This window comes from Pseudoalteromonas sp. GCY (genome assembly GCF_016695175.1).
Taxonomy (GTDB): Bacteria; Pseudomonadota; Gammaproteobacteria; order Enterobacterales; family Alteromonadaceae; genus Pseudoalteromonas.
Window position 1 is genome coordinate 1973756 of sequence record NZ_CP068023.1, and the last position, 25774, is coordinate 1999529.

Below are 25774 nucleotides of genomic sequence, written 5' to 3' on the forward strand. Positions count from 1 at the left end.
CAACTGACTGATGTGCTAATTAAACTAGAATAGATATGTCATTAAACCAAGTAGATCGCCAGATCCTGGCATTGTTACAGCAAGACGCAAGTCTTTCTACCGCTGAAATCGCTGATAAAGTAGGACTATCTCAGTCACCTTGTTGGCGTCGCATCGCTAAATTAGAGCAAGACGGCTACATCAAAGGCAAAGTTGCATTGCTGGACGAGAAAAAACTCGGGTTTGATATGTTGGTTTATGCACATGTTAGGCTCTCAAATCATGGCCGTAACAATCTTGCTGAGTTTGAAAAACTGATCTTAAGCTATGACGAAGTAACAGAGTGCTACTCTATGGCAGGTACTATGGACTTTATGCTGCGTATCATTTCGAAAGGCATTGAAGGGTATGAGCAATTTGTTCGTGATAACTTACTTAATCTAGAGTTCGTCCAAGAAGTACACTCAAATGTTACGATGACTTGCGTTAAGCGCAGCACCTCCTTACCACTTTAATACGATCTGTTGCCCTGCTTCGTTAAGTAGGGCTTACCGTCATCTTTTCACCATTGCTCTATACTACAATACAGACCGCTTTATTGAGTTATGTATTGCAAACGAGTTTGCGATACACGCTTGTATCTTATTTGTTAAAGGCGCTGCTTTTTGCTAAAATCCACCGCCTTTGTGTTCATAGTCAATTCACACCAGAGGATATTGATGTTTAATCTTATCAGCAAAGCGCCTAGCTCTGCTAAAAACGATGTACTGTCTGGGCTTACGGTCGCTTTGGCACTTGTGCCTGAGGCTGTGGCTTTCGCTTTTGTTGCACAAGTAGATCCATTAGTCGGTTTATATGCAGCATTTATTGTCGGTCTTGTGACTTCAATCTTTGGTGGTAGGCCGGGTATGATCTCGGGTGCAACAGGGGCTCTTGCCGTGGTAATGGTGAGTCTCGTTGTTGAGCATGGTGTAGAGTATCTCTTTGCAACTGTACTACTCATGGGCCTCCTACAAATACTCGCGGGTATATTTAAGCTCGGCAAGTTTATACGTATGGTACCGCATCCTGTAATGCTAGGCTTTGTAAATGGCTTAGCTATCGTTATCTTTCTTGCGCAACTTGGTCAGTTTAAAGTACTTAATGGCGAAGGTGAGCTGACTTGGATGCAGGGTGAGGCGTTATATATTATGGCAGGCTTGGTGGCGTTGACTATGGCCATTATTCATTTTTTACCAAAGCTAACAACGGCTGTACCTTCGAGCCTAGCGGCGATTTTAGTGGTAACCGGTCTTGTTATTGGTTTAGATTTAGACGCTCGTAATGTGCTTGATTATCTGAAAGATATGTCAGGTAACGTAGATGCAACGATAGCCGGTGGTTTTCCTGCTTTCCATATCCCCGAAGTGCCATGGACATTTGAAACATTTAAAATCATCTTCCCATACGCACTTATCCTAGCAGCGATTGGTTTGATTGAATCTTTATTAACGCTCACGTTAATCGACGAAATCACCGAAACACGTGGTCACAGTAACCGCGAATGTATCGGTCAGGGTGCGGCTAACGTTACTTGTGGTGTGTTTGGTGCGATGGGTGGCTGTGCGATGATTGGGCAATCAATGATCAATATTAATTCTGGTGGACGTAGCCGTTTGTCAGGTATCACAGCGGCATTATTACTACTTGTATTTATTCTGTTTGCGGCAAGCCTTATCGAGATGATCCCGCTTGCGGCGTTAGTTGGTGTAATGTTTATGGTGGTATTAGGGACTTTTGAATGGTCAAGTTTTAGATTAATTAGAAAGATCCCTAAATCAGATGCCTTTGTAATCGTCTTGGTGTCGGGTGTTACTGTGATTACAGATTTGGCCATCGCAGTTTGCGTTGGTGTCATTGTTTCGGCACTCGTATTCGCGTGGGAGCATGCGAAACATATATACACTAATAATTATATTGATGAGCAAGGCTCAAAAGTGTATGAATTACATGGACCTCTGTTTTTTGGGTCGGTGAAAAACTTTGCTGAATTGTTTGATGTTAACAATGACCCTGATGATATCATTGTTGAATTTAAACATAGCCGTGTTGCTGACCACAGTGCAATTGAAGCAATAGATGCGTTAGCTGAACGTTATAAAAAGGCTGGTAAAACGCTTCATCTTCGCCACTTAAGCCAAGACTGCAAAGTATTGCTAAGTAAGGCTAAAGATCTCGTTGAGCTAGACGGCCAAGCAGATCCTACTTATAAAGTGGCATCTGACAAGCTTGCTTAAGAGTGGCAGTTTGAATAGACGAATATAAATTAACTGGTTAATTTATTTTAAAAAAAGGCACTAAGGTGCCTCAGATTGATGATAAACCCCGCTTTTTTAAGCGGGGTTTATTTTTCCCAGTTGTTGGAGCAGTTTTCTCTGCCGTAAGTTTCAGCGTTGGTTTTTTTGTGTTGGCTAGGCTAATTATTATGATTTGGTGTGTCCAAGGTCGTTTTGAGGGCTTTTAGGGGGGAGTTTTCGAGGTTTTTTGCTAGTGTGCAGCCATGAGCGCCATTTTCTTCATATTTTGACATGCCGCTGCTAACAAGCACTGCGCGGTCACTTTTGGCAGGCCTCTATATCTGCAGTAGCGATGTCCATGATGTTGTTTCGCATCAGCGAAGCTTCTTTCCACCGTTTCGGCTCGTCGTCGATAGAGCTTTTTACCCCAGTCGCTCAGCCTAATCGCATTGGCGTTTTCTACGCTTGATTGCCAAACATGCCGCGTTATAACTTTGGTTTGATTTTTACTGGCTGTGCATTGATTTCTGACTGGACAGCGTCCACATTTTCTTGAGTCGGAATGATAGTGACGATAGCCTGTTCGGCTTGTTGTTTTGTAGATTAGAGTTTCACCTTGCGGGCACAGGTAAGTATCTGTATCGGCTTGATATTGATACTCACGTTTGGCGAAGTAGCCTTTCTTTTTATTTGGTCTTCGGTATCCCAGCACGCCAACTAATTGCCTTTCTTCCAGATTGTGGCATACCGCGGCGGTAAAATAGCCTGCATCTAGCCCAACCGCGATAGGGTTTATCTCAAAGGTATCGAGCGCTCTGTCGAGTCGACAGATAATAGGTTGTGAGTCATGGACATTGCCTGCGGTGGCGTGTGTGTCAACAATAATGCCGTGTTTACCATCCACAATTCGATGGTCTAGATAGAAGAACCCTTTTGGCTTTTCATCCCGTACCATAAACCCGCTATCTGGGTCGGTGCGGCTGACTTTGGTTGGTTTTGTGCAAGGTGTTTCTTCCTTACACTTCAGGGGCTTTTTTCCTTCATCCTCCCGGTCTTGCAGTACCGCTTCGTTCAATTGCTCTACATACACTGAAGGACTGACTTTTAAGTCTTCTATGTCATAGCGCTTTTTATTGGCATTGGCTTTGAGGTGTGTACTGTCAGCAAATAAGCTATAGCCACCTATGAGTTTTTGCTTCATCGCTTGGCGGACAATGTTATCGAAGATGGATTGATAAATGTTGCTGTCTTTAAAGCGCTTTATGCGGTTTTGGCTTAGCGTCGAGTGGTGGATGACATCTTCAGCTAGTCCCATACCTAAAAACCAACGATATGCGACATTGACTTGGATTTCCTTAATCAAGCGACGCTCGCTTTGAATGCCAAACAGGTATCCAAGAAATAAAATCTTGAACATTCGCACTGGGTCAACCGCTGGGCGACCATTGTTTTTACAGTAGAGATGGGTGACTTCATCGCGGATGAATTCGAAATCAATCGCAAGGTCAATCAGGCGAACTAAATGGTCTTTTGGAACCAATTGGTCGATAGCGACCATTTCTAGTTCATATTGCTGAGGGGTTTTGTCTTTAAGCATGGTGAACTCCCTAAACTCACTACGCTTATTAGATCAAAGGGCTAGATCTGTGTCCAGCCCTTTTTCAACAGTCTGAGGCACTAAGGTGCCTTTTTTATTTGCGGCAAGGTGTGTAAAAACTGAGACCACCAGCAGTGAATAGAGACGACATGCTGATATATAATCCAGTTAAGATAGAAGAGGTATAATCATTTTGAAGTGGCAATCACTGGTTGATAACAGGCAGAGATTTTTCTGGGTATTACAAATAGCCGGTTGGCTGGGCTACGCGCTAGTTAACTATATTGGCTCAAAAGTCTTTGAAATGCGTGATATTTATGTGTTTGTCATCGCATTAAATGCCTATGCAGGGTGCTTGATGACGGTACCGCTACGATACCTCTATCGTAAAATTTGGAATGCAACACCGTTGGTGCTGATATTCGTTGTGTTTACGGCGTCATATGTAACTGGAACACTATGGGCGGTCGTTCAAAAGTTTAATCATTGGGAAATATATCGTCACGGATATCGACCGGATGAGTGGTTTTATTACTTACAGCAGGGACTAGACTCTGTCTATATCATACTCTGTTGGAGTGGGTTGTACTTTGGTATTAAGTATTACCAGTTGCTACAGAGTGAGCGTCAAAAGGCTTTGAAAGCCAATACTATGGCCCATGAAGCGCAATTGAAAATGCTGCGATATCAATTGAATCCGCATTTTCTATTCAATACCCTTAATGCGATTTCGACGCTTATATTGGTTGAAGAGAACAAAGATGCGAATCAAATGGTCTCAAGGCTCAGTGATTTCTTGCGTCATACATTAAATACAGATCCAATAAAAAAGGTACCGCTTGAGCAAGAACTACATGCGTTAAAGCTGTACTTAGAAATTGAGAAGGTGCGCTTTGATGAACGCTTATCTATCGAGCTTGATGTGACAGAAGAAGCTGAACAGGCACTAGTACCAAGCTTGATCCTACAACCACTCATTGAAAATAGCATTAAATACGCAATTGCCCATATAGAGCATGGCGGCAAAATTGAAATAAAAGCGCAGGTGTTTGCCAATGAACTACTCTTGGAAGTAGGAGACAATGGTCCTGGCGCCGAGCTGGAAGGTGGGCAACTGAAAAGTGCACAGGGAGTGGGTTTAGCGAATACCAAAGACCGTTTAAAAACCTTGTACGAAAACAACTATTCATTTGTGCTCTCGGACAATGAGCCAACTGGTTTGAAGGTAAACATTCGCGTTCCATATGAAAGGGCGAAGAAGTAATGAGCAAAATTAGAACACTAATCGTAGATGATGAACCGTTAGCGAGAAAAGGGCTAGCGGTAAGGTTAAGAGATTTTTCTGAAATCGAAGTTGTAGAATTGTGTGGCAGTGGTCAACAAGCAATCGATCTATGCAAATCTGAGGACATAGATCTGGTCTTTCTCGATATTCAAATGCCGAACATGAACGGTTTTGAAGTAGCGAGAGCGTTAAGTGAAAGTGTTAAACCATTGCCTGCTATCGTATTTGTAACCGCGTTCGATCAATATGCTGTAAAGGCATTTGAGATCCATGCGCTGGATTACATCTTAAAACCCGTTGATGACAACAGATTAAAACAGGCGGTGGAGAAAGTGCAAAGCTATTTAAAAACACAACAAGACAATGCGCATAAGAAAAAGCTAGCCAGCTTTGTTGCAGGGATCACTGGTAATAACTGTGAAGAAATCCTTAAAAAACTTGCAACAGGAGATACAATTGAGGATAAAAAATTCCCAGAATCGCTCGCGGTAAAAGAGCAAGGGGAAATCATTCGAGTATCTACATCGTCAATTCAGTGGATTGATGCAGCCGGTGACTACATGTGCTTACACTGTAGCGATGGTCAGACTCATATTTTACGTAAAACAATGAAAGATCTAGAACAAGAGTTGGATCCTACGTTATTTGTGCGTGTACATCGCTCTGCAATCGTTAATACTAAGCAGATCAGTAAACTGGTCACACAAAGCAGTGGTGAGTATTTATTGGTACTTGAGAATGGTCAAGAGCTTAAAGTCAGCCGTAGTTACCGTGACAAAGTAAAGGCTGCACTCGCAAGCTAAGACACTGAAAAGCGAATACAATCGCGGGCTAAAGTGATTTGCACCGTGTTTAGCCTACGGTGACGTAGTGTATTTTATGTGCTTGTACACTTTAGAGTATTCTAAGGAAAGATGAACTAGGCAGCAACGCTACCTAGTTCAACGCTTTTACACTGTGACGATTTTCAGCGTGTTACTGGCGCCGATAGTTTCCATCTTATCACCGTGTGTGATGATCACTGTGTCGCCTTTTTCCAATGAGCCTGCTGCAACTAGCGTATCAAGTGCTTCGCGAACTGTTGAATCATCTGAGCATTGTGTCGAGTCGAATCTTACCGGATAAACACCACGATAGAGTGATGCCTGCCCAAGCGTTGATTGATGGCGAGACAGTGCGTAAATAGGCAATCCTGAACTGATACGAGACATCAATTTTGCGGTATTCCCCGATTCAGTTAGTGCGACAATGGCTTTTACTGAGTCTAAATGATTTGCTGCGTACATTGCTGACAGCGCGATAGTTTCACAGGTATCAGCAAAACGGCTGTCTAAACGATGTTTAGAGATATGGATCTGTGGTTGAGATTCAGCGCCTAAACACACACGTGCCATTGCCGCGACGGTTTGTTCTGGGTAATCACCAGCAGCGGTTTCCGCTGAAAGCATTACCGCATCTGTGCCATCAAGCACTGCGTTTGCGACATCCATAACTTCAGCACGAGTTGGCATTGGGTTGTCAATCATTGACTCCATCATTTGAGTGGCAGTGATCACCGTACGGTTTAGTGAGCGAGCACGGCTGATAATTTGCTTCTGTTTACCAACAAGAGCGGCATCGCCAATTTCTACACCTAAATCACCACGGGCAACCATCACCGCATCAGAAGCCAGTACGATGTCGTCAATCGCTTCTACGGTTTCAACCGCTTCTGCACGTTCGATTTTTGCAAGTAATTGTGCATTAGAACCTGCTTTCTCCGCCAGTCCTCTAACGTAACGCATGTCGTCACCACTGCGAGGGAACGAAACCGCGATATAGTCCACACCAATTTCTGTTGCTGTGATCAAGTCTTCTTTGTCTTTGTCAGTAAATGCAGGTGCTGTTAAGCCGCCGCCTAAGCGGTTGATCCCTTTATTGTTCGACAATACGCCACCAACTTTAACACTGGTATGAACCAAGTGACCTTGTACTTCTTCAACAACAAGCTGAATAAGTCCATCGTTCAATAACAGTAAATCACCTTGTTTTACGTCATTCGGTAATTCTTTATAATCGATACCTACAGCTTCAACGTGACCTTGGCCAGGCTCCATTTTTGCATCGAGCGTGAATTTTGCACCCACTTCTAAGAACACTTTGCCTTCTTTAAATGTTGAAACGCGGATTTTAGGACCTTGTAAATCTGCAAGAATAGCTACATTTACGCCTAAGCGTTTAGCAATTTCGCGAACGGCTTCGGCTCTATTTTTGTGATCTTGAGCTACACCGTGTGAAAAGTTTAGTCTGACTACGTTGGTGCCGGCACGAATGATTTTTTCTAAGTTGTTATCTCTATCCGTCGCTGGCCCCAGTGTTGCGACGATTTTTGTGCGTCTAAGCATCAGATTCTCCTGTTAGCTTATCAAGGTAAGCAAAAACTTATGAATGTGTTAAAAGTAAATCAAAATTGCTGTTTTTTTACACATGCCACATTGTAAAATCACGATTTAACTAATTAGAGCATAAAGAATTATGCAAAACCCTTTTTAACACTCGAATTAAGTTATATGATCTATATGTCATCATTATGACACCGGTGTCAGTGGCCGTCAATCTCGAATATTTTACCTTACAGCTTAGGGGACTATTTGAGATTTATCACAAAATTGGTGAATTCGTGCTGCTGTCACTATATTGCTATACAGTGAATTGTGTTAGCTGTCATATTTTGGGAACCGATATGATTTCAGTGAATTGTGTGTCTCGCTGGTCAATCATGGTCGCTCAGGTATAATGCACATACACGAACGCATAAAGTTTTGATGTTACCGAGGAGGAAACTAAATGCAGGTTGCATTAGTTGGTTTGGGTGTGATGGGTAAAAACCTCGCGCTAAATCTAATTGAGAAGGGGATGACCTTAGTCGCTTACGACAAGAACCCCGAAGTAGGTGCGGAATTATTGAGTTGCGCACAGTCGTTAGGTATGGCGGAGCGCTTACACATAGTGTCTGATCTCGGTGATATGATCAGAAGATTAGAGACTCCTCGCTCGATTTTATTACTCGTTCCAGCAGGTGAACTAGTCGATAAAGTTTGTAGCGATTTGGTTGAAGCTGGAGTTGAGAAAGACGATATCATCGTTGACTGTGGTAACAGTAATTACAAAGATGGTATTGCACGTAAATTGAAATATCAGAATAAATTTGAGTTTGCCACTATGGGGATCTCTGGCGGTGCCGAAGGTGCACGTCATGGTCCTGCAATGATGGCAAGTGGTTCAGAAGGTGGCTGGGAGCGTATCGAGCCTTGGTTCGAAAAGGTTGCTGCGAGCTACAACAATGAATCATGTTTCGCGCGTGTTGGGCAATCTGCCAGCGGTCACTTTGTTAAAATGGTGCACAACGGTATTGAGTATGCGTTGATGCAGCTCATTGCGGAGCTTTATCAATTGCTTCGTCTGGGTACCGGTCGCTCTCCTAAAGAAGTTGCTGAGATTTTTGAATCTTGGTCTGAAGGTAAATTAAATAGTTATCTACTTGCAATTTCTAGCCACATTTTAAGTCTGGAAACAGAGCAGGGCGAGTCTTTAGTCGATCTTATCGACAATAAGGTAGGAGCTAAGGGCACTGGCCTTTGGACGGCGCAAAACGCACTGGAGCTTGGTATTGCCGTACCTTCGCTTGTGGCTGCGGTACAAGCTCGCCATCTCACCAACACTATTGATACTCCAGCTGCGAAAGAAATGACGTATGCGAATAAATCAACGCAAACAATTGAGGTTGATTTAGACGAGTTAAAAGACGCATTCTATTTTGCCAGTTTACTATGTTATCGCCAAGGTCTTGCACTGATTAAGGGCGCGTCTCGTGCACACCAATGGAAAGTGGATCTCAATAAAACGCTACAAACCTGGCGTGCGGGCTGTATTATCCGAGCTGATTACTTAGACGATATCGCTGAAGGTGTTGAATTTATCGATTCACTTGAGAAGCCTGCACTTGCACTACGTAGTATTACAGGTAAAGCTGTGGCGACTGGTTTGTCTTTCCCGGTACTTGCTGCGACGCAAACTTATATTGCAACACTGAGCACGCCAAGCAATGGACACTTGGTGCAAGCACAGCGTGATTATTTTGGTGAGCACGGCATAAAGACACATAGTGGTGAAACTTGTCACCTTACTGATCTTGTCGATATCGAAGCAAAAGTTAGATAATAATCGACGCTCGGAGCATTTCGAGCTGACTTAAAAGCCGTGGTAACGATACCACGGTTTTTTTGTCGCGCTACTTTTTCGCTTTATTGCTATCGAGTTAGCTCACCGCGCAGATTGTCTTGCATCAAATGGCGGATCGTTTCAAGTTCAAGCTGCTGGCTAAATAAATAGTGTAGCTTTGTTAAGCACGCTTCTAGTGTCATATCGTAGCCACTGATCACACCACAGTTTAATAACGCATTTCCTGTCGCGTAGCCGCCCATATTCACTTTTCCTTGGATACATTGGGTGAGGTTGATGATCACCACTCCGCGGTCGCTGATTGCTTTAAGCTCAGTTAAAAAATGCTCGTCTTGTGGCGCGTTACCAACACCGAAGCTTAATAAGATTAACGCTTTCATCTCGCCACGCATTAGGTTCTTAAGGATTTCAGTTGAGATCCCAGGATACAAATGCATTACCGCGATAGGTTGAGGTGAAATCTTGGTGACTTGTAAGCTTTGCTCAACGTAAGGGCTTAATTTCCCTTCAATCAGCTGAATATTGATCCCAGCTTGTGCCAGCGGCGAAAGGTTTGGAGAAGCGAATGCATCGAAGCCATCAGCATGAGCTTTGATTGCTCTGTTACCGCGGTAAAGTTTATTGTTGAAAAACAAACTCACTTCGGCGATAGGGTAGTTAGCAGCCAAATACATCGCGTTTAACAGATTTACTTGACCATCAGAGCGCAGCTGTGACAACGGAATTTGAGAGCCAGTCACTATCACAGGTTTAGTTAAGTTCTCAAACATAAAGGATAGCGCAGAGGCAGTATAGGCCATAGTATCTGTGCCATGGAGCACCACAAAGCCATCATAGTCGTGATACTTTGATTGAATATCATCTGCGATAAGCTGCCAGTGATGCGGTGACATATCTGACGAATCAATTAACGGGCAATATTCATGAATATCAAAAAGCGGCATTTCATCGCGAGTAAACTCAGCGTTATTTTTCACTGTATCTGTTAGATATCCTGCAACCGGAACGTAACCGCGACTGGATTGCTTCATACCAATGGTACCACCGGTATAGGCGATATATATTTTTTTTCTTTTCATAAAAAAGCCCAGAATAAAATCTGGGCTCAGTATAACAATTACAGCACCACAATTGCAGTGCTTAATCGATTTTACTCAGCTGAGACGTTACACACTAAGCAAAGCGTATAGACATGGTTTGGATCGTTAAGCTGGCCTAGCATTTGAGTTTGTAGTGCTATTGTATTGCTAACGCTGTCTAGGGCATTTAATGCAGTTTTTGCGAATATCGATTGCTCAGGTACAAGGGCACTAATGGCGCTTTGCACCATAGATGCACCAAATAATTGCTGCATCAGCTTTTCTTGCTCTGTGAGTGTTTGTTCAATAGTGATAACATCATACATCTCTAAATTAGCAAGACTTGCTGCCGCTTCAATGGCATCGTTTTTGTTACCTAACTTATCAACTAAGCCAAAATCAAGCGCCTGAGTTGCTAGCCATACACGTCCTTGCGCAACCTCATTAACCGCTGACTTATCAAGGTTTCGCTCATTCGCAACCATGGAAATAAACTTATCATAGGCATCTTCAACGCCCATTTGGATGAGGTTTTTATAGCCGCCATCTATCCCTCTGAATGGAGATTGGCCTTTTAATTCGGTTGTCGCAACACCATCAGAGTAAATTCCTAATGAGTTTGCTGCATTTTCAAAGGTCATGATCATGCCAAATACACCAATAGAGCCGGTGATCGTACTTGGCGATGCCCATATTTCATTAGCTGACGCTGCAATCCAATAACCACCAGAAGCTGCAACAGATCCCATTGATGCTATCACGGGTTTTCCTGCGGCTTTTAGTGCGATAACTTCATTACGAATGGTTTCAGAAGCAAACATGCTACCACCGCCAGAGTCAATTCTTAGTACAACTGCTTTCACTTTGTCGTTAAGGCGAGCCTTTTTAAGTAGTGCTGCTGTTGAATCGCCACCAATAGCACCCGCTTTACGCTTGCCATCAGAGATTTGACCTTTAGCAACAACCACTGCGACTTTTTCGGTGAATGGGTTGTCTGCAAACTCTTTAGGCGGCATCGTCGATAGATATTGATTGAACGAGACCTGTTTAAAAGATTTTCCTTTTGCATCGAGACCAACTTCATCGATTAGTTTCTGTGCAAATGCCTGATTGGTCGTTAACGCATCGACCCATTGATTGTCGATAGCGTATTTGGCGGAATCGCCTTGTGCAGCTTCCATTTTGTCTGTTAATGCTGCGAAGGTTTCATCAAAATTAGCTACATCAAAACCGCGGTTTTTGGCCACTTCTGTTTTATATTGTGTCCAAAGCGGGGTGATCCATCCAAGATTAGACTCTTTTGCTTCCGGTGACATATCGCTGCGAATATAAGGCTCAACGGCCGACTTGTATGTACCAACGCGGAAAATATGTTGCGTAACTTTAAGCTTATCAAGGGCTTCTTTGAAATACAGGGGATACATGCCAAATCCGGTGATATTAACTCCACCGTATGGGTGTAGAGAAATTTCATCGGCTACCGAGGCGAGATAATATTGAGCTTGAGTGTAATAGGCGCCGTGGGCATATATTTTTTTGCCCGCCGCTTTGAATTGCGCGAGCGCGTCTTTGATATCTCGTAATTTATCGAGATGGGCGCTATGAAGACGTTGTAAATCAAGATACATCACTGTAATTCGGTCATCTTGAGCTGCTTTATTGATAACATCGATGACATCATCTAATAAAATTTCGCTTGGCTCTTCTGAGTCACCAAAAGCATCACTCATTGCCGCCTCAACAGGGTCAACATAGGTCAATTGCTCAACTATGATACCGTTCAGGTTTAAACGTAGTACGCTTTTATTTTCGACCTTAACCTGATCCTCACCCGATACAATGCTTATCACGATGGCGATAAGAATGAATAAAAACAGCAGATTTAAAATTAATCGCCTGGAAAAGTTCAGTGTGGCCCAAATGCCTTTAAAAATATTCGCTATCAGTTTCAAAATGATCCCTTATGCTTAACTTCAATACAACTCTATACATTTATCATATATCAGAGCGAGTTTCATGAATAATAGAAAAACGTAACGAAGTATTTTCATGATTGAAATATCGCCAATGCTGCCAAATTCGTTAATTTCTTTCTCCTTAAGACTTGCCAAATAATAAAAAAACGTTAATGTTCACAGGTAAGACCAGTTTTGTGGGGCGGCAAATGTTAGAACAAGAACTACAACTTAAACATACCAGTTTGCGTAATCGCTTGGTAATGGGATCAATGCATACCGGGCTTGAAGAAGGGTGGCACAACCGAAAGCGACTGGCTGCGTTTTATGAAGAACGAGCAAAAGGTGGAGTGGGCCTGATCGTAACAGGTGGTTATAGTCCGAATCTACGCGGTAAGTTGACACCAATTTCTTCTTCTTTTAACTCGCTATACGATGTAATTAAACACAAAGCATACACTGATGTAGTACATAAACATGGTGGCAAAATTTGTCTACAGTTACTACATGCAGGGCGCTATGCTTACCATCCATTCAACACTGCACCTAGTGCGATTAAAGCACCGATTAATCCATATAAACCAAAAGCAATGAGCGTAAGCGCCATCAAAGGTACGATTAAAGACTTTGCTCACTCAGCTAAATTGGCCGAAAAAGCAGGCTACGATGGTGTGGAGATCATGGGCTCAGAGGGTTATTTAATCAATGAGTTTATGGCGGGTCATACCAATAAGCGCACTGATGAGTATGGTGGTAGCTTAGAAAACAGAATGCGATTGGCAACAGATATTGTAAAAGCGGTTAGAGCAAAAGTGAGCGAAAAGTTCATTATCGTTTTTCGTCTGTCGGTCATGGACTTAATCCCAAATGGCTCAACACCAGAAGAAGTTGTGCTTCAAGCCAAAGCTTTGGTCGCGGCAGGTGTGGATATTCTTAACACCGGTATTGGTTGGCATGAGGCACGCGTTCCAACAATTGCGTCGATGGTGCCTCCAGGTGCCTATCGTGAAGCGTCACATAGATTAAAGCAAGCCGTTGATATACCTGTTGTAGCAGTGAATAGGATTAACACGCCAGATCTTGCTAACGACATTTTAGCTAAAGGGGATGCCGATCTTATTTCTATGGCGCGTCCGTTACTCGCTGATCCTGAATTCTTTAACAAATATCAAGAGCAGCGCTCGGAGCAAATCAATATTTGCATCGGCTGTAATCAGGGTTGTTTAGACCATGTATTCAAAGGCAAACGAGCAACATGTTTGGTGAATCCACAAGCGGGATTTGAATTGGATTATCCACTTCATACCGCCCAAAGGAAAAAACAAGTACTCGTTGTGGGGGCAGGGCCTGCTGGATTGTCTGTAAGTTACTATCTCGCTAAAAAAGGCCACCAAGTTAAGTTGATTGATAAAGGTAGCGAGCTTGGTGGTCAGTTTAATTTAGCGATGCGAATACCAGGTAAAGAAGACTTCCAACATACGCTTAAATACTATGTCAGCGAAATAAATCGCTTAGGTGTTGAGCTTTGCCTAAATACACCATACGAAGAAACAATGGCAAATGCGTTTGATGATGTGGTATTTGCAACGGGTGTAAGCCCACGTATGTCGAAAATAGAATGCGCAGATGGAAAACGTGTGTTTGCCTATGACGAAGTTATAAAAGGTGAAGTAGAACTAGGCAATAAAATTGCTATTTTAGGCGCAGGTGGTATTGGCTTTGACATGGTGGCGTTTTTAACTGAACAGCGAGAACAAACTATTCCTGATTTTAAATCACAATGGGGAATAGAATGTGAAGCGCGACCATCACAAGAGCAAAGGCCGATTTATATGTTAAAACGTTCTGAAGGACGTTTTGGTAAAGACTTAGGTAAGACCACAGGTTGGATCCACAGAGCCGTTGCAAAACATCACAATGTTCAGCAAATTGCAGAATGCGAATATATCAGCTTTGATAATCAAGGTTTGACTGTAAGAGTTGCAGGTGAAGAGCAACTGTTAGACGTAGATACGGTCATTGCTTGTATTGGACAAGTTTCTAACGATAGCTTGTTCGATAAAGAGGCACTACCAGAAAATCATCACGTTATTGGTGGGGCCAAACTGGCAGCAGCGATTGATGCTAAGCGAGCGATTGCAGAGGCCCTTCAGGTAGCAAGAAAGATCTAGGGTCTGTTGATCTTTGCTGTTTGATTTTTGTTCTCCTGAGTGTGTTTTGGTCGCGACGCTCGACTTGCCGCCTAGTAATCTAAGCAAGAGTTGAGCAACAATGAACAAAGCGCACTCAGGTGAACCCAAAGGGCAGCGCTTGATTGGCATTTCTACTGTGTTATCGCCTGACTCACATAGAACAACTATGCTACGCAGGCTCTGCCTTGTATAAATACCAATCAAACTGCTGCAAAAACAAACTTGAAAGATTAACAGGCCCTAACGAAATAACCCAACCCAATCTGCGGTCTATACTGATAATTCAAACATCAACTATGGACCGCATATGCTTGCCAACCTACTAAAGCCGTATCGGCAACTACAACATTTATCTCAACATTTTTCTGGTCTCGCGCCATTACTTATGCGCCTTATTCTTGCGCCCGTTATGATCATTGCAGGTTACAATAAATTAAATTTGGCTAATCCGGACGCGACATTTTTACAAAGCCTCCTCGCCGATCCCAATATTGTCGCATGGTTTGGCAATAGTGAATGGGGCTTAGGATTACCTTTTCCTGACTTGCTTGCCTTTCTCGCCGCTTGGACGGAGTTTTTAGGTGGTTGGTTAATTTTGTTTGGCCTGCTTACTCGTTTAGTGTCTATTCCGCTCATGGTGACTATGGTTGTTGCTGCAACGACGGTTCATTTGGAGCATGGTTGGTTTTCGGTAACGCCAACAAATCCCGATACTAGCGCAGCTAAAGTATTAGATTGGCTTGGCTTTGACGAAGCTAAAGTGAGCTTAGATAATAGCGTAGAAGCAAAGCAACGTTTGGATTTAATTAAAGAGATAGTCGAAGAAAATGGCAGACCGAATTATCTCTACGAAAAAGGCAATATTGTTATTTTAAACAATGGAATTGAATTTGCGGCAACTTACTTTGTATTACTACTTTCACTATTTTTTACCGGTGGTGGACGTTATGTCAGTGTTGACTATTGGTTGAGGATACTTATTGATAGGAAACAACGCGATTTACTTCCAGAGTAAAACGAAATATTGCAAGGGTGCTATCCAGAAATCCGTGATGTCGCGTGGTCGAATTTAAGGGAAAATGATAGACTACAAGCCACGTAATACCAATTTGCTTAGGTAGGTGGTCTATTTCGAGACACGTAATAAGTCAAATTGGTATAATTCACGGCCATTTTGAAGGCACAACACGGGATGAGTTAATGGACGCCATAGAATTACTCTTAACACGCCAGTCAGATAGCAATCTGTCTTTTCCTGGACCTAATCCAGCTCAGTTAGAAATCATTAAAAAAGCAGCACTAAAAGTGCCAGATCATGGTGGCTTAACACCGTTTAGATTTATTACAGTCGAAGAAAAAAGCCGCGAAAAGCTAGGTGAAATCTACTATCAAGCGGCGGTGAAAGAGCAGCAAGAACAACGGATAATAGACAGAGCGAGACAGTTACCAGAGCGCGCGCCAATGTTGATCATCGCAGTATCTCCTTATCAAGAACATCCAAAAGTGCCTCGTATTGAGCAAATTCAAAGTGCCGGTTGTAGTGTACTTGCTATGCAGCAAGCAGCTTTTGCACAGGGGTTATCTGGTGTGTGGCGAACTGGTTACTTTGCTCAGAGCCCAGAAGTGAAAAAGCAACTTGGTCTCGATGAAAAAGATGAGATCGTTGGCTATCTTTATTTAGGCACGCCTACGGTGCAGTGTACAAAGCCTATAAGACACAAACCAGAAGATTTCTTTAGCAGTTTATAAGGATACGCAGCCATGGCATTACATGTAATTGATCACCCATTAGTTCAGCATAAACTTGGACTCTTGCGAGAGCAGGGGATATCAACCAAAAATTTTCGCGAAATTGTCTCGGAAGTTGGCAACTTACTCACTTACGAAGCAACAAAAGATCTGACGTTGAGTGATCAGGTCATCTCCGCTTGGGACGGTAACGAGTTAACAGTTAAAAGGCTGACAGGCAAAAAGATCACCTTGGTGCCAATTTTAAGAGCTGGTTTGGGGATGCTAGATGGCATACTGCAGCTGATCCCAGCGGCAAAAGTGAGTGTTGTGGGTTTACAGCGTAACGAAGAAACACTTGAACCGGTGCCTTATTTCGAAAAATTGGTGGGCAATATCGATGCTAGACTTGCATTAGTTATTGATCCAATGCTTGCGACAGGTGGCTCGCTGATTGCTACTATCGACATGCTAAAAAAAGCAGGTTCAAAAGAGATCAGAGCGATTGTGTTGGTAGCGGCGCCAGAGGGAGTAAAGCTGGTGAAAGAAGCGCACCCTGATGTTGAAATATACACGGCAGCATTAGATAGCCATTTAAATGAGAAAGGATATATAGTCCCTGGGCTTGGTGATGCCGGTGACAAAATCTTTGGTACGAGAACCTAGCAGATTTAGTGATTAACAAATTTTGTTTTTTGATCTAAAACAATGATACAAAAAAATATGGTAGTAAAAACACGCCTTCCGCTCTATTTTTGTTAAAACAACAAAATAATATTAAGGATAGACGATGTATTTGCTACGTATTTTTTTGTGGCTAAGCTGCATTTCTGCTTCAGCAAACGAGCTCCCCAGTATTGAAAAAATAGAAACATTTGCAACCAACTATCATCTCAATCTCAACATACATACACAAACAAGCAGTCTATCTGGCAGCGCAACGATAACGGTTAAAAATCAAGGAACAACACCAACTAGAGTAATCCCTTTAAGACTTTATCGCTTGCTTAGTGTTGTTGATATCACTTCGGAAGCGGGTAAGTCCCTCAACTATACACAACGAGTAGTAAGTAATATTGATGACTCACTATTTCAGTCTAATTATATTAAATTATCGTTATCTGAGGCGCTCCAACCAGATCAACAAACAACTTTTACTGTTAATTATTCTGGCCATATAAAGGGATATGTGGAAACTGGGATGGGTTACATTAAAGATGACATCACCCCTTTATTTTCTATTATTCGTATGGACGCATATGCTTATCCGCTCATCACAGTGCCTGATGATAGGGTAAATCGCGCGTCACGCTTTTGGCAGAAGTTGTATAACTACACTGCTGACATCGAAGTGGATAGTGGCTTAGTAGTAGCAAATGGTGGCATTTTACTAGGCGTAATAGAAACCAGTCATGGCCGAAAGGTGTATTCTTACAAAAATCAGAAACCCTCATGGAGAATGGACTTCATGGTTGCACCATATACCGTGACAAAAGGGCATGGCTTTAAGCTATTTACGTTACCGGGAAATAAATATGCAACTGATTATATAGAAAAGGCAAAACAAACCATAACATTGTATGAAAGCTGGTTTGGTCAACGTCAAAGTACTGGTGAGTTTAGCTTTATAGAGATCCCAAAGGGGTTTGGTGCACAAGCTGACGTTACCGCGATTATCCAAGACAGCGAAGGGTTTGTGGAGGTAACCCGCCTGTATCATGAACTTAGTCATTTATGGGATCCACGTTCGAATGAAAGTTACTCACCGCGCTGGAATGAAGGCAAGGCGACCTTTTTAGAGTATTTAACTGATTCGCGGTTGAATAAAACGGTGTCTTTAAGCTCGCATATGACAAACGTGTTAAAACGGGCAAAGAAACAATTTGGTAAACAGCCAAAATATTTAACGACTACGTTTGAAGAGTATGGAAAAGCAGGGCTCGATGCCTATTCGGTAGGGGCGCTATTTTTTGCGCTCTTGCATCATGAGCTAGGAGAGGAAAGGTTTAATCATTTACTACGTACCTTTTATGCAGCAAATGTTAAAAGCGGAGCATCAACAGGCGACTTTATCCTTGCACTACGTGACTTGAAAGACCCTAACATTGATTGGATATTATCTCGTTGGGTGAATAACCACAGGTTCACGCTTGATATTTCAAACGCCACCAACTTTGAGAATTTCATCACGTTGAGTAAAAAAGGTGATGGGATATAAACAATCCAAATAAAAAAGCTACCGATAAGAGGTAGCTTTTTGGTTTCTATAAAAGAAAGGAATCGGTATTAAAAGTAGCCTCTGATACCAAGCTTGATATTACGACCTGGAAGTGGGGCTTGCTCTTTGATAAACGAGCTATGCACAAAGCCTAGCTCATCTGTTAGGTTATCAAGGTTAACATAACCAACCATGTCACTGCCCATAAACTCAAAATCATAGTTAAACGACATATCCACTAGCGTATAGCCCTTAGTTTCACTTTCATAGCTCGCGATGTTGTCTTGCTTGAAGTAATGTGTCACCGTGAAATTAGCTGTTAGATTCTCGTAACTGTGTTCGTAATCAAGACCTAGCTTGTTGCTTGGGATACGTGGCAAATATTCGTCGTTATCTAATTTGGCTGTCAGCGAATCACCAAACACTTTGACGCGTGCAAAGTTGCTTAGTTTATAATGGGCATCAAACTCAAGACCGTATAGTTTGGCATCACTGCTTTCAAACTTAAACACCGGAACAGCGCCTTCATGTGCATGATCCGCCACTTCTAAACCGTGCTCTGGACTATAGATATAGTCTGTTAATGCCTGATAGTAGAAGTTTTCGATGTCGTTGTAGAAGAAATTAACGGTATAGCCAAAGTCGCCTGAGAACTTTCTAAAGCTGATGTCTAGGTTGTTTGATGTTTCTTGTTCGATATCTTGCGGCTCAAAGTGCAAATGATCACCTTCTAGCTCATAACCAAGCCCTAGTTCATAGGTGCTAGTTGCGATATGAATGCCATTTGAAAGCAATTCGGCGGTTAATGGTGCGCGCTCCGAGCGAGACAGCGAAACGGCAACGTTTTGGCCTTCAGCAAAGTCGTACACGCCACCAATAGACAAGCTTAGATTAGTCATTTCCAGGTCATAAGAAATAAACCCATTATCTAAGTTACCACCATGGTCGTGTTCACCTTCATGGTCATGATCTTCTTCGTACGCTTCCAGTTGATTGCCTTTGCTTGATAACTGGTAGTCTTCAATACGAGCACCTAACTCAAGTGTGAAGTCTCCAAAACGACGTTCTTCAAGGATATAAAGTGCGTGAGTTTTGGTATTGGTCGATGGCGTGAAAGCTTCCGCACCATTTGCGGCGTAATCGCTGTCGGAGAAATGATAACCAACAGTGCCGTGCCACTCTCCTAAGCGGTGCTCTGCGGTTAAGCGTAACTCGGTTGTATCATTTTCAAATACAGTACCAATGTTTCCATCTTCAATTTCAGCGTGTTCGTAATCGGTGTAGCCGACACGTAGGCCAACAGATTCAAGCCAGTCACTGTGTACTGCATAATTTACAAGCCCTTGCCAACGGTCTTGCTTTACTCGAGCAAATACGGATTCTTCTTCGTGGTCATGCCCTTCCTCTTCATGCTCGTGATCATGGTCATGACCAATATGAGAGTGAGCAGGAATGCCATAGTCCGTATCAACACGGCCATAAGAGAAACCAACGGTCAGATGATCGCCGACGTAACTTGTACCTAAGTTAAATTGCTCAGAATCTATAAAGGTATTGTCGACGCGATTGGCGTACTCTGTTTCATGTTCTTCTGCTTCGTGGGCATGACCTTCGCCTTCATGCTCATGTTCTTCATGTTCGTCGTGCGGTAACGCAAAATTTGGGGTTTCATAATCACCACCTTTACGCTTAACGCCATCGAAATGGAAGTTAAATCCGTCAAAGCCGGACTCTAATAATACCGCAAAGGTATTGGTATTTGAGTTGGTATCATGGCTATAGTCGGCAGCGCCCTGAAGGCTATCGATCACGTCTGTCGGAATACGATTATCAACAACATTAACCACACCACCGATTGCACCTGAGCCGTAAAGTAGGGTTGCAGGGCCCCTTAGTACTTCAATTTGCTGTGCGGCTAGTGAGTCATTAGTGTTGGCGTGATCCGGACCAACGCGCGAGGCATCGCTACTGTCTAACCCATTTTGCGTGATTTTGACTCGTGGTCCATCTAAGCCACGGATAATAGGGCTTGAACTTACCGGACCAAAATAACTGGCATTGATCCCAGGTTGGCCTTTTAGTGTTTCACCCAGTGTGGGTTTTGCACGGTTTTTTAGTTCATCACCGCTTAATACACTCACTGGAGAGGTCATTTCCATACTATTTTTGTGTAGGGCAGAAGAATAAACAACTATGCTCTCAACGGACGTTGGTGTTAGCTCAACACGTACGAAACCTTGTTCTTCGGTAACATTAATACGATGGTCTAAGTAGTTTGGCTTTGAGATATGAAGCTGCGAGTCAGCATCAAGCTCAATCGTAAATTGGCCAAATTTATCTGACTTTACCGATTTGCTTTTGCCATGAAGGTGGATAGTGGCGTTACTGAGCGGTTGGTTGTTTGCATCAACAATTTTACCTGTTAGTTGTGCAGCATAAGCTGGCGCTGCACCTATTATTGAAATTAATGCGCTGGCGATAAGAGACTGCTTAAACATATTTTTATTACCACGAGTTAGGTTATGTATTGAACGAGTGAGCTGTTCGACTAATAGAGTGATAATATAACACTACAAATTTTGTGGATCAATAACGTTATACTATAACTTAGTTATTGTTGAAATTAGAATTACAGCTATAGTTAAGAAACAAGCTAAAGTGAGCACAACATAATGAATAAGCCATTTGTTTTCAAGGCAAGGATTAAGGTTGCTGACTTATTTCACCATAGCCACCATGAAGAAGCGTTTACTACTGCCATGTTGTCAAAAGAAAGTAGCGAGCATTTTGCGATGAAACTGCTTGGGATCTGCGCACTGTCTTTTGATAAGCCGGCAAAGTGGAGCAAGGCGGAGAAAAAACATTGGCCGGATGTATGGCTAGAAGATGACAACGAACAGGTTGAAGTTGCTTTGTTTATTGGTACCTTAGAGGTCGATGAGATACTCAAGTATGAAAAACTTTATGCCAAGGTTGTGGTGTTGTGTGCTGACGGTGAGCAATGGTTTGAAGAGCATCGAGCGCAATTGCAGTTTATTGGATCTTTCTCTGTGTTTAGTATTCCTAGGGACTTTGTGGTTGAATTGTGTGAAATGCTGACGCGAAGTTTGCATTGGGATGTGATTTTTGAAAATGGGGCGATGAGTGTTACTGATAGTGAACACTACATTCGTACTCAAATTACCAAGCTGATTTAACGTATTAGTTAGGGATAACGGCTACTAGACAAGTTGTTATCTCTCGGGTTTTGGTTATTTACGGCAACTCTATTTTAATATGGCTTGTGGGTCTGCTGCAGCACAATAAAATTTCCCCATCTCTCACAAAAGCAAGTGGTTCATTCGCGTACTGTGTTTGTCCTTCAATGAGCTTGGCGCGGCAGGCGCCGCAAAAACCCTCGCGACATTGATAGGGGACTTCAATATTTGCGGCTTCAAGGGTTTCGAGTATCGAAGACGAAGAAGCCACATATTCCAGTGGCTCCTCAATATTCTCAACCTGAATTAGGAAGGATGGCTTTTCAACCATTACAAGTCGAAATCGCCAAAGTCAGAGGCATCTACTTGAGAGTCGATTTGTCCAACAAGGTATGAGCTGATCTCAGCTTCCTGTGGTGCAACCTGAACATTGTCAGAAACAAGCCAAGCATTGATCCATGGAATAGGGTTCGATTTGGTCTCAAATTGCGTTGGTAAACCAACCGCTGACATACGAATATTTGTGATGTACTCAACGTATTGACACAAAATATCTTTATTTAGTCCAATCATTGAACCGTCTTTAAACAGGTACTCAGCCCATTCTTTTTCTTGTTCAGCAGCTTCAACAAACATCTTAATCGCTTCGTCACGACATTGGGCAGCCACGATAGACATTTCAGGATCGTCTTTGCCTTCTTGCATGATATTTAGCATGTGCTGTGTGCCAGACAAATGAAGCGCCTCATCACGAGCAATCAGCTTGATGATCTTTGCATTACCTTCCATAAGCTCTCGCTCAGCAAAAGCAAACGAGCAGGCAAAGCTCACGTAGAAGCGGATCGCTTCTAAGATGTTTACCGACATGATACAAAGGTACAGGACCTTTTTAAGTTCAAATAAGTTAATGACGACCGTTGTGCCGTTAATTTCATGTTTGCCTTCGCCGTACTGATTATAAAGGCTTACCTTTTCAATCAGTTCATCGTAATACTTGGTAACTGCATCCGCACGTTCAACAATTTTGTCATTGCCTACAATGTCATCAAAGATTAACTCAGGGTTTTGCGTTACATTACGAATAATGTGAGTGTAAGAGCGACTGTGGATCGTTTCACTAAACGCCCAAGTTTCGATCCAAGTTTCAAGTTCAGGGATGGAGACGATCGGCAAAAGTGCAACGTTTGGAGAGCGACCTTGAACACTGTCTAGCAATGTTTGATATTTTAGATTGCTCAAAAAGATATGTCTTTCGTGCTCAGGAAGTGCCTGAAAGTCCAATCTATCCTTACTTACGTCTACTTCTTCAGGACGCCAGAAAAACGATAATTGCTTTTCAATTAGCTTTTCGAAAATAGGGAACTTCTGTTGGTCGTAGCGAGATACATTAACAGTTTGCCCGAAAAACATCGGTTCTTTTAATTGGTCGTTATGATTTCTGCTAAACGTAGAATATGCCATAAATGTGTTACTCAATACCTAAAAAAGCGGGTGAAGACCACCCGCATAAAAAGTTATATCTTACAAGCGCCGCCTTCACACCCATCGTCTTCTGCTTCTGGTTTCAACTCATCTTGAGCATCTGAAGCACCGTCGCGTGTGTTATGGTAGTAAAGTGTCTTAACACCAAGTTTGTACGCGGTGAGTAAGTCTTTTAGCAATAGCTTCATAGGAACTTTACCCGCTTCAAACTTACTTGGATCATAATTGGTATTTGCAGAGATAGTTTGATCGATGAACTTCTGCATAATACCAACTAGCGCAAGGTAACCATCGTTAGATGGAATATCCCAAAGTAGCTCATAGTTATCTTTGAGGCGCTCGTACTCAGGTACAACTTGCTTCAAGATACCATCTTTACTTGCTTTAACGCTGATATGACCGCGAGGTGGTTCAATACCGTTTGTCGCATTTGAAATTTGCGATGATGTTTCTGATGGCATCAACGCAGACAAGGTTGAGTTACGCATACCGTGTTCTTGGATACTTGCTCTTAATGCATCCCAGTCAAGTTGTAATGGCTCTTCACAGACTTTATCAAGGTCACGCTTATAGGTGTCTATTGGCATGATACCTTGTGAATAAGTCGTCTCGTTAAACTTAGGACAAGCGCCGCGCTCTTTTGCTAGTTCATTCGATGCTTTCATCAGATAGTATTGGATCGCTTCAAATGTTCTGTGTGTTAGGCCGTTAGCACTACCGTCTGAGTACTTAACACCATTCTTTGCAAGATAATAAGCAAAGTTAATCACACCGATACCCAGTGTACGGCGTCCCATCGTTGCATTGTACGCAGCAGGAACAGGGTAGTCTTGATAGTCTAATAGGTTATCAAGTGCGCGAACCGCAAGCTCAGCTAACTCTTCTAACTCATCTAAAGACTTGATGGCACCTAAGTTAAATGCTGAAAGCGTACAAAGCGCAATTTCGCCTTCAGGGTCATTTACATGACTTAGCGGCTTCGTTGGTAGTGCAATTTCAAGACATAGGTTTGACTGGCGGATCGGTGCAACCTTAGAGTCAAACGGGCTGTGTGTATTACAGTGGTCAACGTTTTGGAGATAAATACGACCAGTGCTCGCACGTTCTTGCGCAAACATTGAGAATAATTCAATCGCTTTAATGCGTTTCTTACGAATAAACTCGTCTTGCTCGTACTTAACATACAATTCTTCGAATTTATCTTGATCTTCAAAGAATGCATCATAAAGACCAGGCACATCTGATGGACTGAATAGCGTAATATAGTCGTCTTTAATTAGGCGGCTATACATGGTTTTGTTGAACTGCACGCCATAATCTAAATGACGTACGCGGTTCTCTTCAACACCACGGTTATTTTTTAGTACTAATAGGTTTTCAACTTCAAGATGCCAAAGCGGGTAGAATAGAGTCGCTGCACCACCACGTACACCGCCTTGAGAACAGCTTTTAACAGCCGTTTGGAAGTGCTTATAAAACGGAATACATCCCGTGTGGTACGCTTCACCATTTCTGATTGGGCTACCTAGTGCACGAATACGACCTGCGTTAATACCAATACCAGCGCGTTGACTGACGTATTTTACAATCGCAGAAGAAGTTGCGTTGATTGAATCTAGGCTATCAGCACATTCAATCAGTACGCATGAGCTAAACTGACGTGTCGGCGTACGAACACCAGCCATAATTGGCGTTGGTAATGAAATCTTGAATGTTGAAACCGCATCGTAGAATCGCTTAATGTAATCTAGACGCGTTTCTTTCGGGTAGTTTGCAAACAGGCTTGCAGCAACAAGAACATATAAGAACTGCGCACTTTCATAGATCTCACCCGTCACGCGGTTTTGTACAAGGTACTTACCTTCTAACTGTTTAACGGCTGCATAGCTGAAGTTCATATCTCGGCTATGGTCGATGTAGCTGTTTAGCTCATCAAACTCTGCTTTTGTGTAGTCAGCAAGAAGGTGCTGATCATAGCGCTTGTCTTCAACCAGTTTTACCACATGGTCGTGTAAGTGCGGCGGCTCAAAACAGCCATAGGCTTTCTTACGTAAGTGGAAAATGGCCAAACGAGCGGCTAGATACTGATAATCTGGAGACTCTTTTGAGATCAGATCGGCTGCAGCTTTAATAATCGTTTCGTGGATATCACCAGTACGAATACCGTCATAAAACTGGATATGTGACTTTAATTCAACCTGAGAAACTGAGACGTTATCTAGGCCTTCTGCCGCCCATGTAATGACACGATGGATCTTATCTAGATCTAACGGTTCTTTGCGACCGTTTCTTTTGCATACAGATAGCTGTTGGTTCATGTTATGTGCCTGTATTCCTTAGGAACGCGCTTTAGATATCGCACGAATATAAAATTGTTTAGCAAACCACCACTATATATGGTGCCCTAGTGGCTAGGGATCACAAGATAGTGGGGTTGACGTGAATTTGCAAGAGAACAACTCGGGCAGAATTGTGGATAAGTTTGGGATAATTTATTTATGTAAGTATCCACTAACCTATGACAATCCACTTATCTGCCCACAAAGAAAAATCAACAAAAAGATG

Annotated in this window: 19 protein-coding genes; 11 read left to right on the forward strand and 8 right to left on the reverse strand. The window is 42.6% G+C overall.

Annotated features, from left to right (window positions below; translation table 11 throughout):
* The first annotated feature begins 35 nt into the window (after positions 1-35).
* Positions 36-494 (forward strand): Lrp/AsnC family transcriptional regulator, encoded by a 459-nt coding sequence (locus JJQ94_RS13990; RefSeq protein WP_010376979.1) that lies wholly within the window; start codon positions 36-38, stop codon positions 492-494.
* A 204-nt stretch (positions 495-698) separates the two neighbouring features.
* On the forward strand, positions 699-2255 hold the full coding sequence (locus JJQ94_RS13995) for a SulP family inorganic anion transporter (RefSeq protein WP_099029601.1): 1557 nt from the start codon (positions 699-701) through the stop codon (positions 2253-2255).
* A gap of 250 nt (positions 2256-2505) precedes the next feature.
* Here JJQ94_RS13995 and JJQ94_RS14000 read toward each other — a convergent pair whose 3' ends face one another.
* The gene (locus tag JJQ94_RS14000) at positions 2506-3852 is read right to left on the reverse strand and encodes an IS1182 family transposase (RefSeq protein ID WP_099032057.1); all 1347 of its coding nucleotides are present in this window, start codon (positions 3850-3852) and stop codon (positions 2506-2508) included.
* A gap of 193 nt (positions 3853-4045) precedes the next feature.
* Between JJQ94_RS14000 and JJQ94_RS14005 the strand changes: the two genes are divergently transcribed.
* The gene (locus JJQ94_RS14005; protein WP_099031913.1) at positions 4046-5116 is read left to right on the forward strand and encodes a sensor histidine kinase; all 1071 of its coding nucleotides are present in this window, start codon (positions 4046-4048) and stop codon (positions 5114-5116) included.
* Complete coding sequence (locus JJQ94_RS14010; RefSeq protein WP_010376983.1) at positions 5116-5940, forward strand: LytR/AlgR family response regulator transcription factor; 825 nt, start codon at positions 5116-5118, stop codon at positions 5938-5940. Before JJQ94_RS14005 ends, JJQ94_RS14010 begins: the two co-directional genes overlap by 1 nt.
* A gap of 147 nt (positions 5941-6087) precedes the next feature.
* Here the strand turns inward: JJQ94_RS14010 and pyk are convergent, their stop codons facing one another.
* On the reverse strand, positions 6088-7521 hold the full coding sequence (gene pyk / locus JJQ94_RS14015; RefSeq protein WP_039495777.1) for a pyruvate kinase: 1434 nt from the start codon (positions 7519-7521) through the stop codon (positions 6088-6090).
* A gap of 442 nt (positions 7522-7963) precedes the next feature.
* Here pyk and gndA point away from each other — a divergent pair, with 442 nt between their 5' ends.
* Entirely contained in the window at positions 7964-9337 is a 1374-nt protein-coding gene (gndA, locus tag JJQ94_RS14020; protein ID WP_039495778.1) for an NADP-dependent phosphogluconate dehydrogenase, read from the forward strand.
* An 89-nt stretch (positions 9338-9426) separates the two neighbouring features.
* Here the strand turns inward: gndA and ansA are convergent, their stop codons facing one another.
* Positions 9427-10437, reverse strand: a complete 1011-nt coding sequence (ansA, locus tag JJQ94_RS14025; RefSeq protein ID WP_010376991.1) for an asparaginase — start codon at positions 10435-10437, stop codon at positions 9427-9429.
* Between the two features lie 71 nt (positions 10438-10508).
* Positions 10509-12389, reverse strand: a complete 1881-nt coding sequence (gene sppA, locus JJQ94_RS14030; RefSeq protein ID WP_099031914.1) for a signal peptide peptidase SppA — start codon at positions 12387-12389, stop codon at positions 10509-10511.
* A 212-nt stretch (positions 12390-12601) separates the two neighbouring features.
* Here sppA and JJQ94_RS14035 point away from each other — a divergent pair, with 212 nt between their 5' ends.
* The 5 genes from JJQ94_RS14035 (at position 12602) to JJQ94_RS14055 (ending at position 18530) form a co-directional block, all read left to right on the forward strand.
* Positions 12602-14563, forward strand: coding sequence for an FAD-dependent oxidoreductase (locus JJQ94_RS14035; protein ID WP_099031915.1), 1962 nt, complete (start codon positions 12602-12604; stop codon positions 14561-14563).
* 328 nt (positions 14564-14891) lie between these two features.
* Positions 14892-15599, forward strand: coding sequence for an HvfX family Cu-binding RiPP maturation protein (locus JJQ94_RS14040; RefSeq protein ID WP_099031917.1), 708 nt, complete (start codon positions 14892-14894; stop codon positions 15597-15599).
* A 185-nt stretch (positions 15600-15784) separates the two neighbouring features.
* Positions 15785-16333, forward strand: a complete 549-nt coding sequence (locus JJQ94_RS14045) for an NAD(P)H nitroreductase (protein ID WP_099031918.1) — start codon at positions 15785-15787, stop codon at positions 16331-16333.
* A 12-nt stretch (positions 16334-16345) separates the two neighbouring features.
* The gene (gene upp / locus JJQ94_RS14050) at positions 16346-16978 is read left to right on the forward strand and encodes a uracil phosphoribosyltransferase (protein ID WP_099031919.1); all 633 of its coding nucleotides are present in this window, start codon (positions 16346-16348) and stop codon (positions 16976-16978) included.
* A gap of 124 nt (positions 16979-17102) precedes the next feature.
* Positions 17103-18530, forward strand: a complete 1428-nt coding sequence (locus tag JJQ94_RS14055; protein ID WP_099031920.1) for a M1 family aminopeptidase — start codon at positions 17103-17105, stop codon at positions 18528-18530.
* Positions 18531-18598: 68 nt separating this feature from the next.
* Here JJQ94_RS14055 and JJQ94_RS14060 read toward each other — a convergent pair whose 3' ends face one another.
* Positions 18599-21028 carry a TonB-dependent receptor gene (locus tag JJQ94_RS14060; protein WP_099031921.1) on the reverse strand — a complete coding sequence of 810 codons (2430 nt, stop codon included), beginning with the start codon at positions 21026-21028 and terminating at the stop codon, positions 18599-18601.
* Positions 21029-21202: 174 nt separating this feature from the next.
* Here JJQ94_RS14060 and JJQ94_RS14065 point away from each other — a divergent pair, with 174 nt between their 5' ends.
* Positions 21203-21727 (forward strand): YaeQ family protein, encoded by a 525-nt coding sequence (locus JJQ94_RS14065; RefSeq protein ID WP_099031922.1) that lies wholly within the window; start codon positions 21203-21205, stop codon positions 21725-21727.
* 58 nt (positions 21728-21785) lie between these two features.
* On the opposite strand, the gene yfaE is transcribed toward JJQ94_RS14065, so the two are convergent.
* Genes yfaE through nrdA form a run of 3 tightly spaced genes read right to left on the reverse strand, consistent with a single transcriptional unit; the run spans position 21786 to position 25527 of the window.
* The gene (gene yfaE, locus JJQ94_RS14070; protein ID WP_010604851.1) at positions 21786-22058 is read right to left on the reverse strand and encodes a class I ribonucleotide reductase maintenance protein YfaE; all 273 of its coding nucleotides are present in this window, start codon (positions 22056-22058) and stop codon (positions 21786-21788) included.
* The gene (gene nrdB / locus JJQ94_RS14075) at positions 22058-23188 is read right to left on the reverse strand and encodes a class Ia ribonucleoside-diphosphate reductase subunit beta (protein ID WP_099031923.1); all 1131 of its coding nucleotides are present in this window, start codon (positions 23186-23188) and stop codon (positions 22058-22060) included. The genes yfaE and nrdB overlap by 1 nt, the downstream gene beginning before the upstream one ends.
* Positions 23189-23241: 53 nt before the next feature.
* The gene (gene nrdA / locus JJQ94_RS14080) at positions 23242-25527 is read right to left on the reverse strand and encodes a class 1a ribonucleoside-diphosphate reductase subunit alpha (RefSeq protein WP_099031924.1); all 2286 of its coding nucleotides are present in this window, start codon (positions 25525-25527) and stop codon (positions 23242-23244) included.
* Between the last annotated feature and the right edge of the window lie 247 nt (positions 25528-25774).

Bases quoted from the DNA above. Each gene is read 5' to 3' on its own strand.
- nrdB (WP_099031923.1), bottom strand. From the start codon at position 23,188: ATGGCATATTCTACGTTTAGCAGAAATCATAACGACCAATTAAAAGAA.
- JJQ94_RS13990 (WP_010376979.1), top strand. From the start codon at position 36: ATGTCATTAAACCAAGTAGATCGCCAGATCCTGGCATTGTTACAGCAA.
- JJQ94_RS14035 (WP_099031915.1), top strand. From the start codon at position 12,602: ATGTTAGAACAAGAACTACAACTTAAACATACCAGTTTGCGTAATCGC.
- JJQ94_RS14000 (WP_099032057.1), bottom strand. From the start codon at position 3,852: ATGCTTAAAGACAAAACCCCTCAGCAATATGAACTAGAAATGGTCGCT.
- upp (WP_099031919.1), top strand. From the start codon at position 16,346: ATGGCATTACATGTAATTGATCACCCATTAGTTCAGCATAAACTTGGA.
- JJQ94_RS14065 (WP_099031922.1), top strand. From the start codon at position 21,203: ATGAATAAGCCATTTGTTTTCAAGGCAAGGATTAAGGTTGCTGACTTA.
- gndA (WP_039495778.1), top strand. From the start codon at position 7,964: ATGCAGGTTGCATTAGTTGGTTTGGGTGTGATGGGTAAAAACCTCGCG.
- JJQ94_RS14010 (WP_010376983.1), top strand. From the start codon at position 5,116: ATGAGCAAAATTAGAACACTAATCGTAGATGATGAACCGTTAGCGAGA.
- yfaE (WP_010604851.1), bottom strand. From the start codon at position 22,058: ATGGTTGAAAAGCCATCCTTCCTAATTCAGGTTGAGAATATTGAGGAG.
- nrdA (WP_099031924.1), bottom strand. From the start codon at position 25,527: ATGAACCAACAGCTATCTGTATGCAAAAGAAACGGTCGCAAAGAACCG.
- pyk (WP_039495777.1), bottom strand. From the start codon at position 7,521: ATGCTTAGACGCACAAAAATCGTCGCAACACTGGGGCCAGCGACGGAT.
- JJQ94_RS14040 (WP_099031917.1), top strand. From the start codon at position 14,892: ATGCTTGCCAACCTACTAAAGCCGTATCGGCAACTACAACATTTATCT.
- JJQ94_RS14060 (WP_099031921.1), bottom strand. From the start codon at position 21,028: ATGTTTAAGCAGTCTCTTATCGCCAGCGCATTAATTTCAATAATAGGT.
- JJQ94_RS14045 (WP_099031918.1), top strand. From the start codon at position 15,785: ATGGACGCCATAGAATTACTCTTAACACGCCAGTCAGATAGCAATCTG.
- JJQ94_RS13995 (WP_099029601.1), top strand. From the start codon at position 699: ATGTTTAATCTTATCAGCAAAGCGCCTAGCTCTGCTAAAAACGATGTA.
- JJQ94_RS14055 (WP_099031920.1), top strand. From the start codon at position 17,103: ATGTATTTGCTACGTATTTTTTTGTGGCTAAGCTGCATTTCTGCTTCA.
- ansA (WP_010376991.1), bottom strand. From the start codon at position 10,437: ATGAAAAGAAAAAAAATATATATCGCCTATACCGGTGGTACCATTGGT.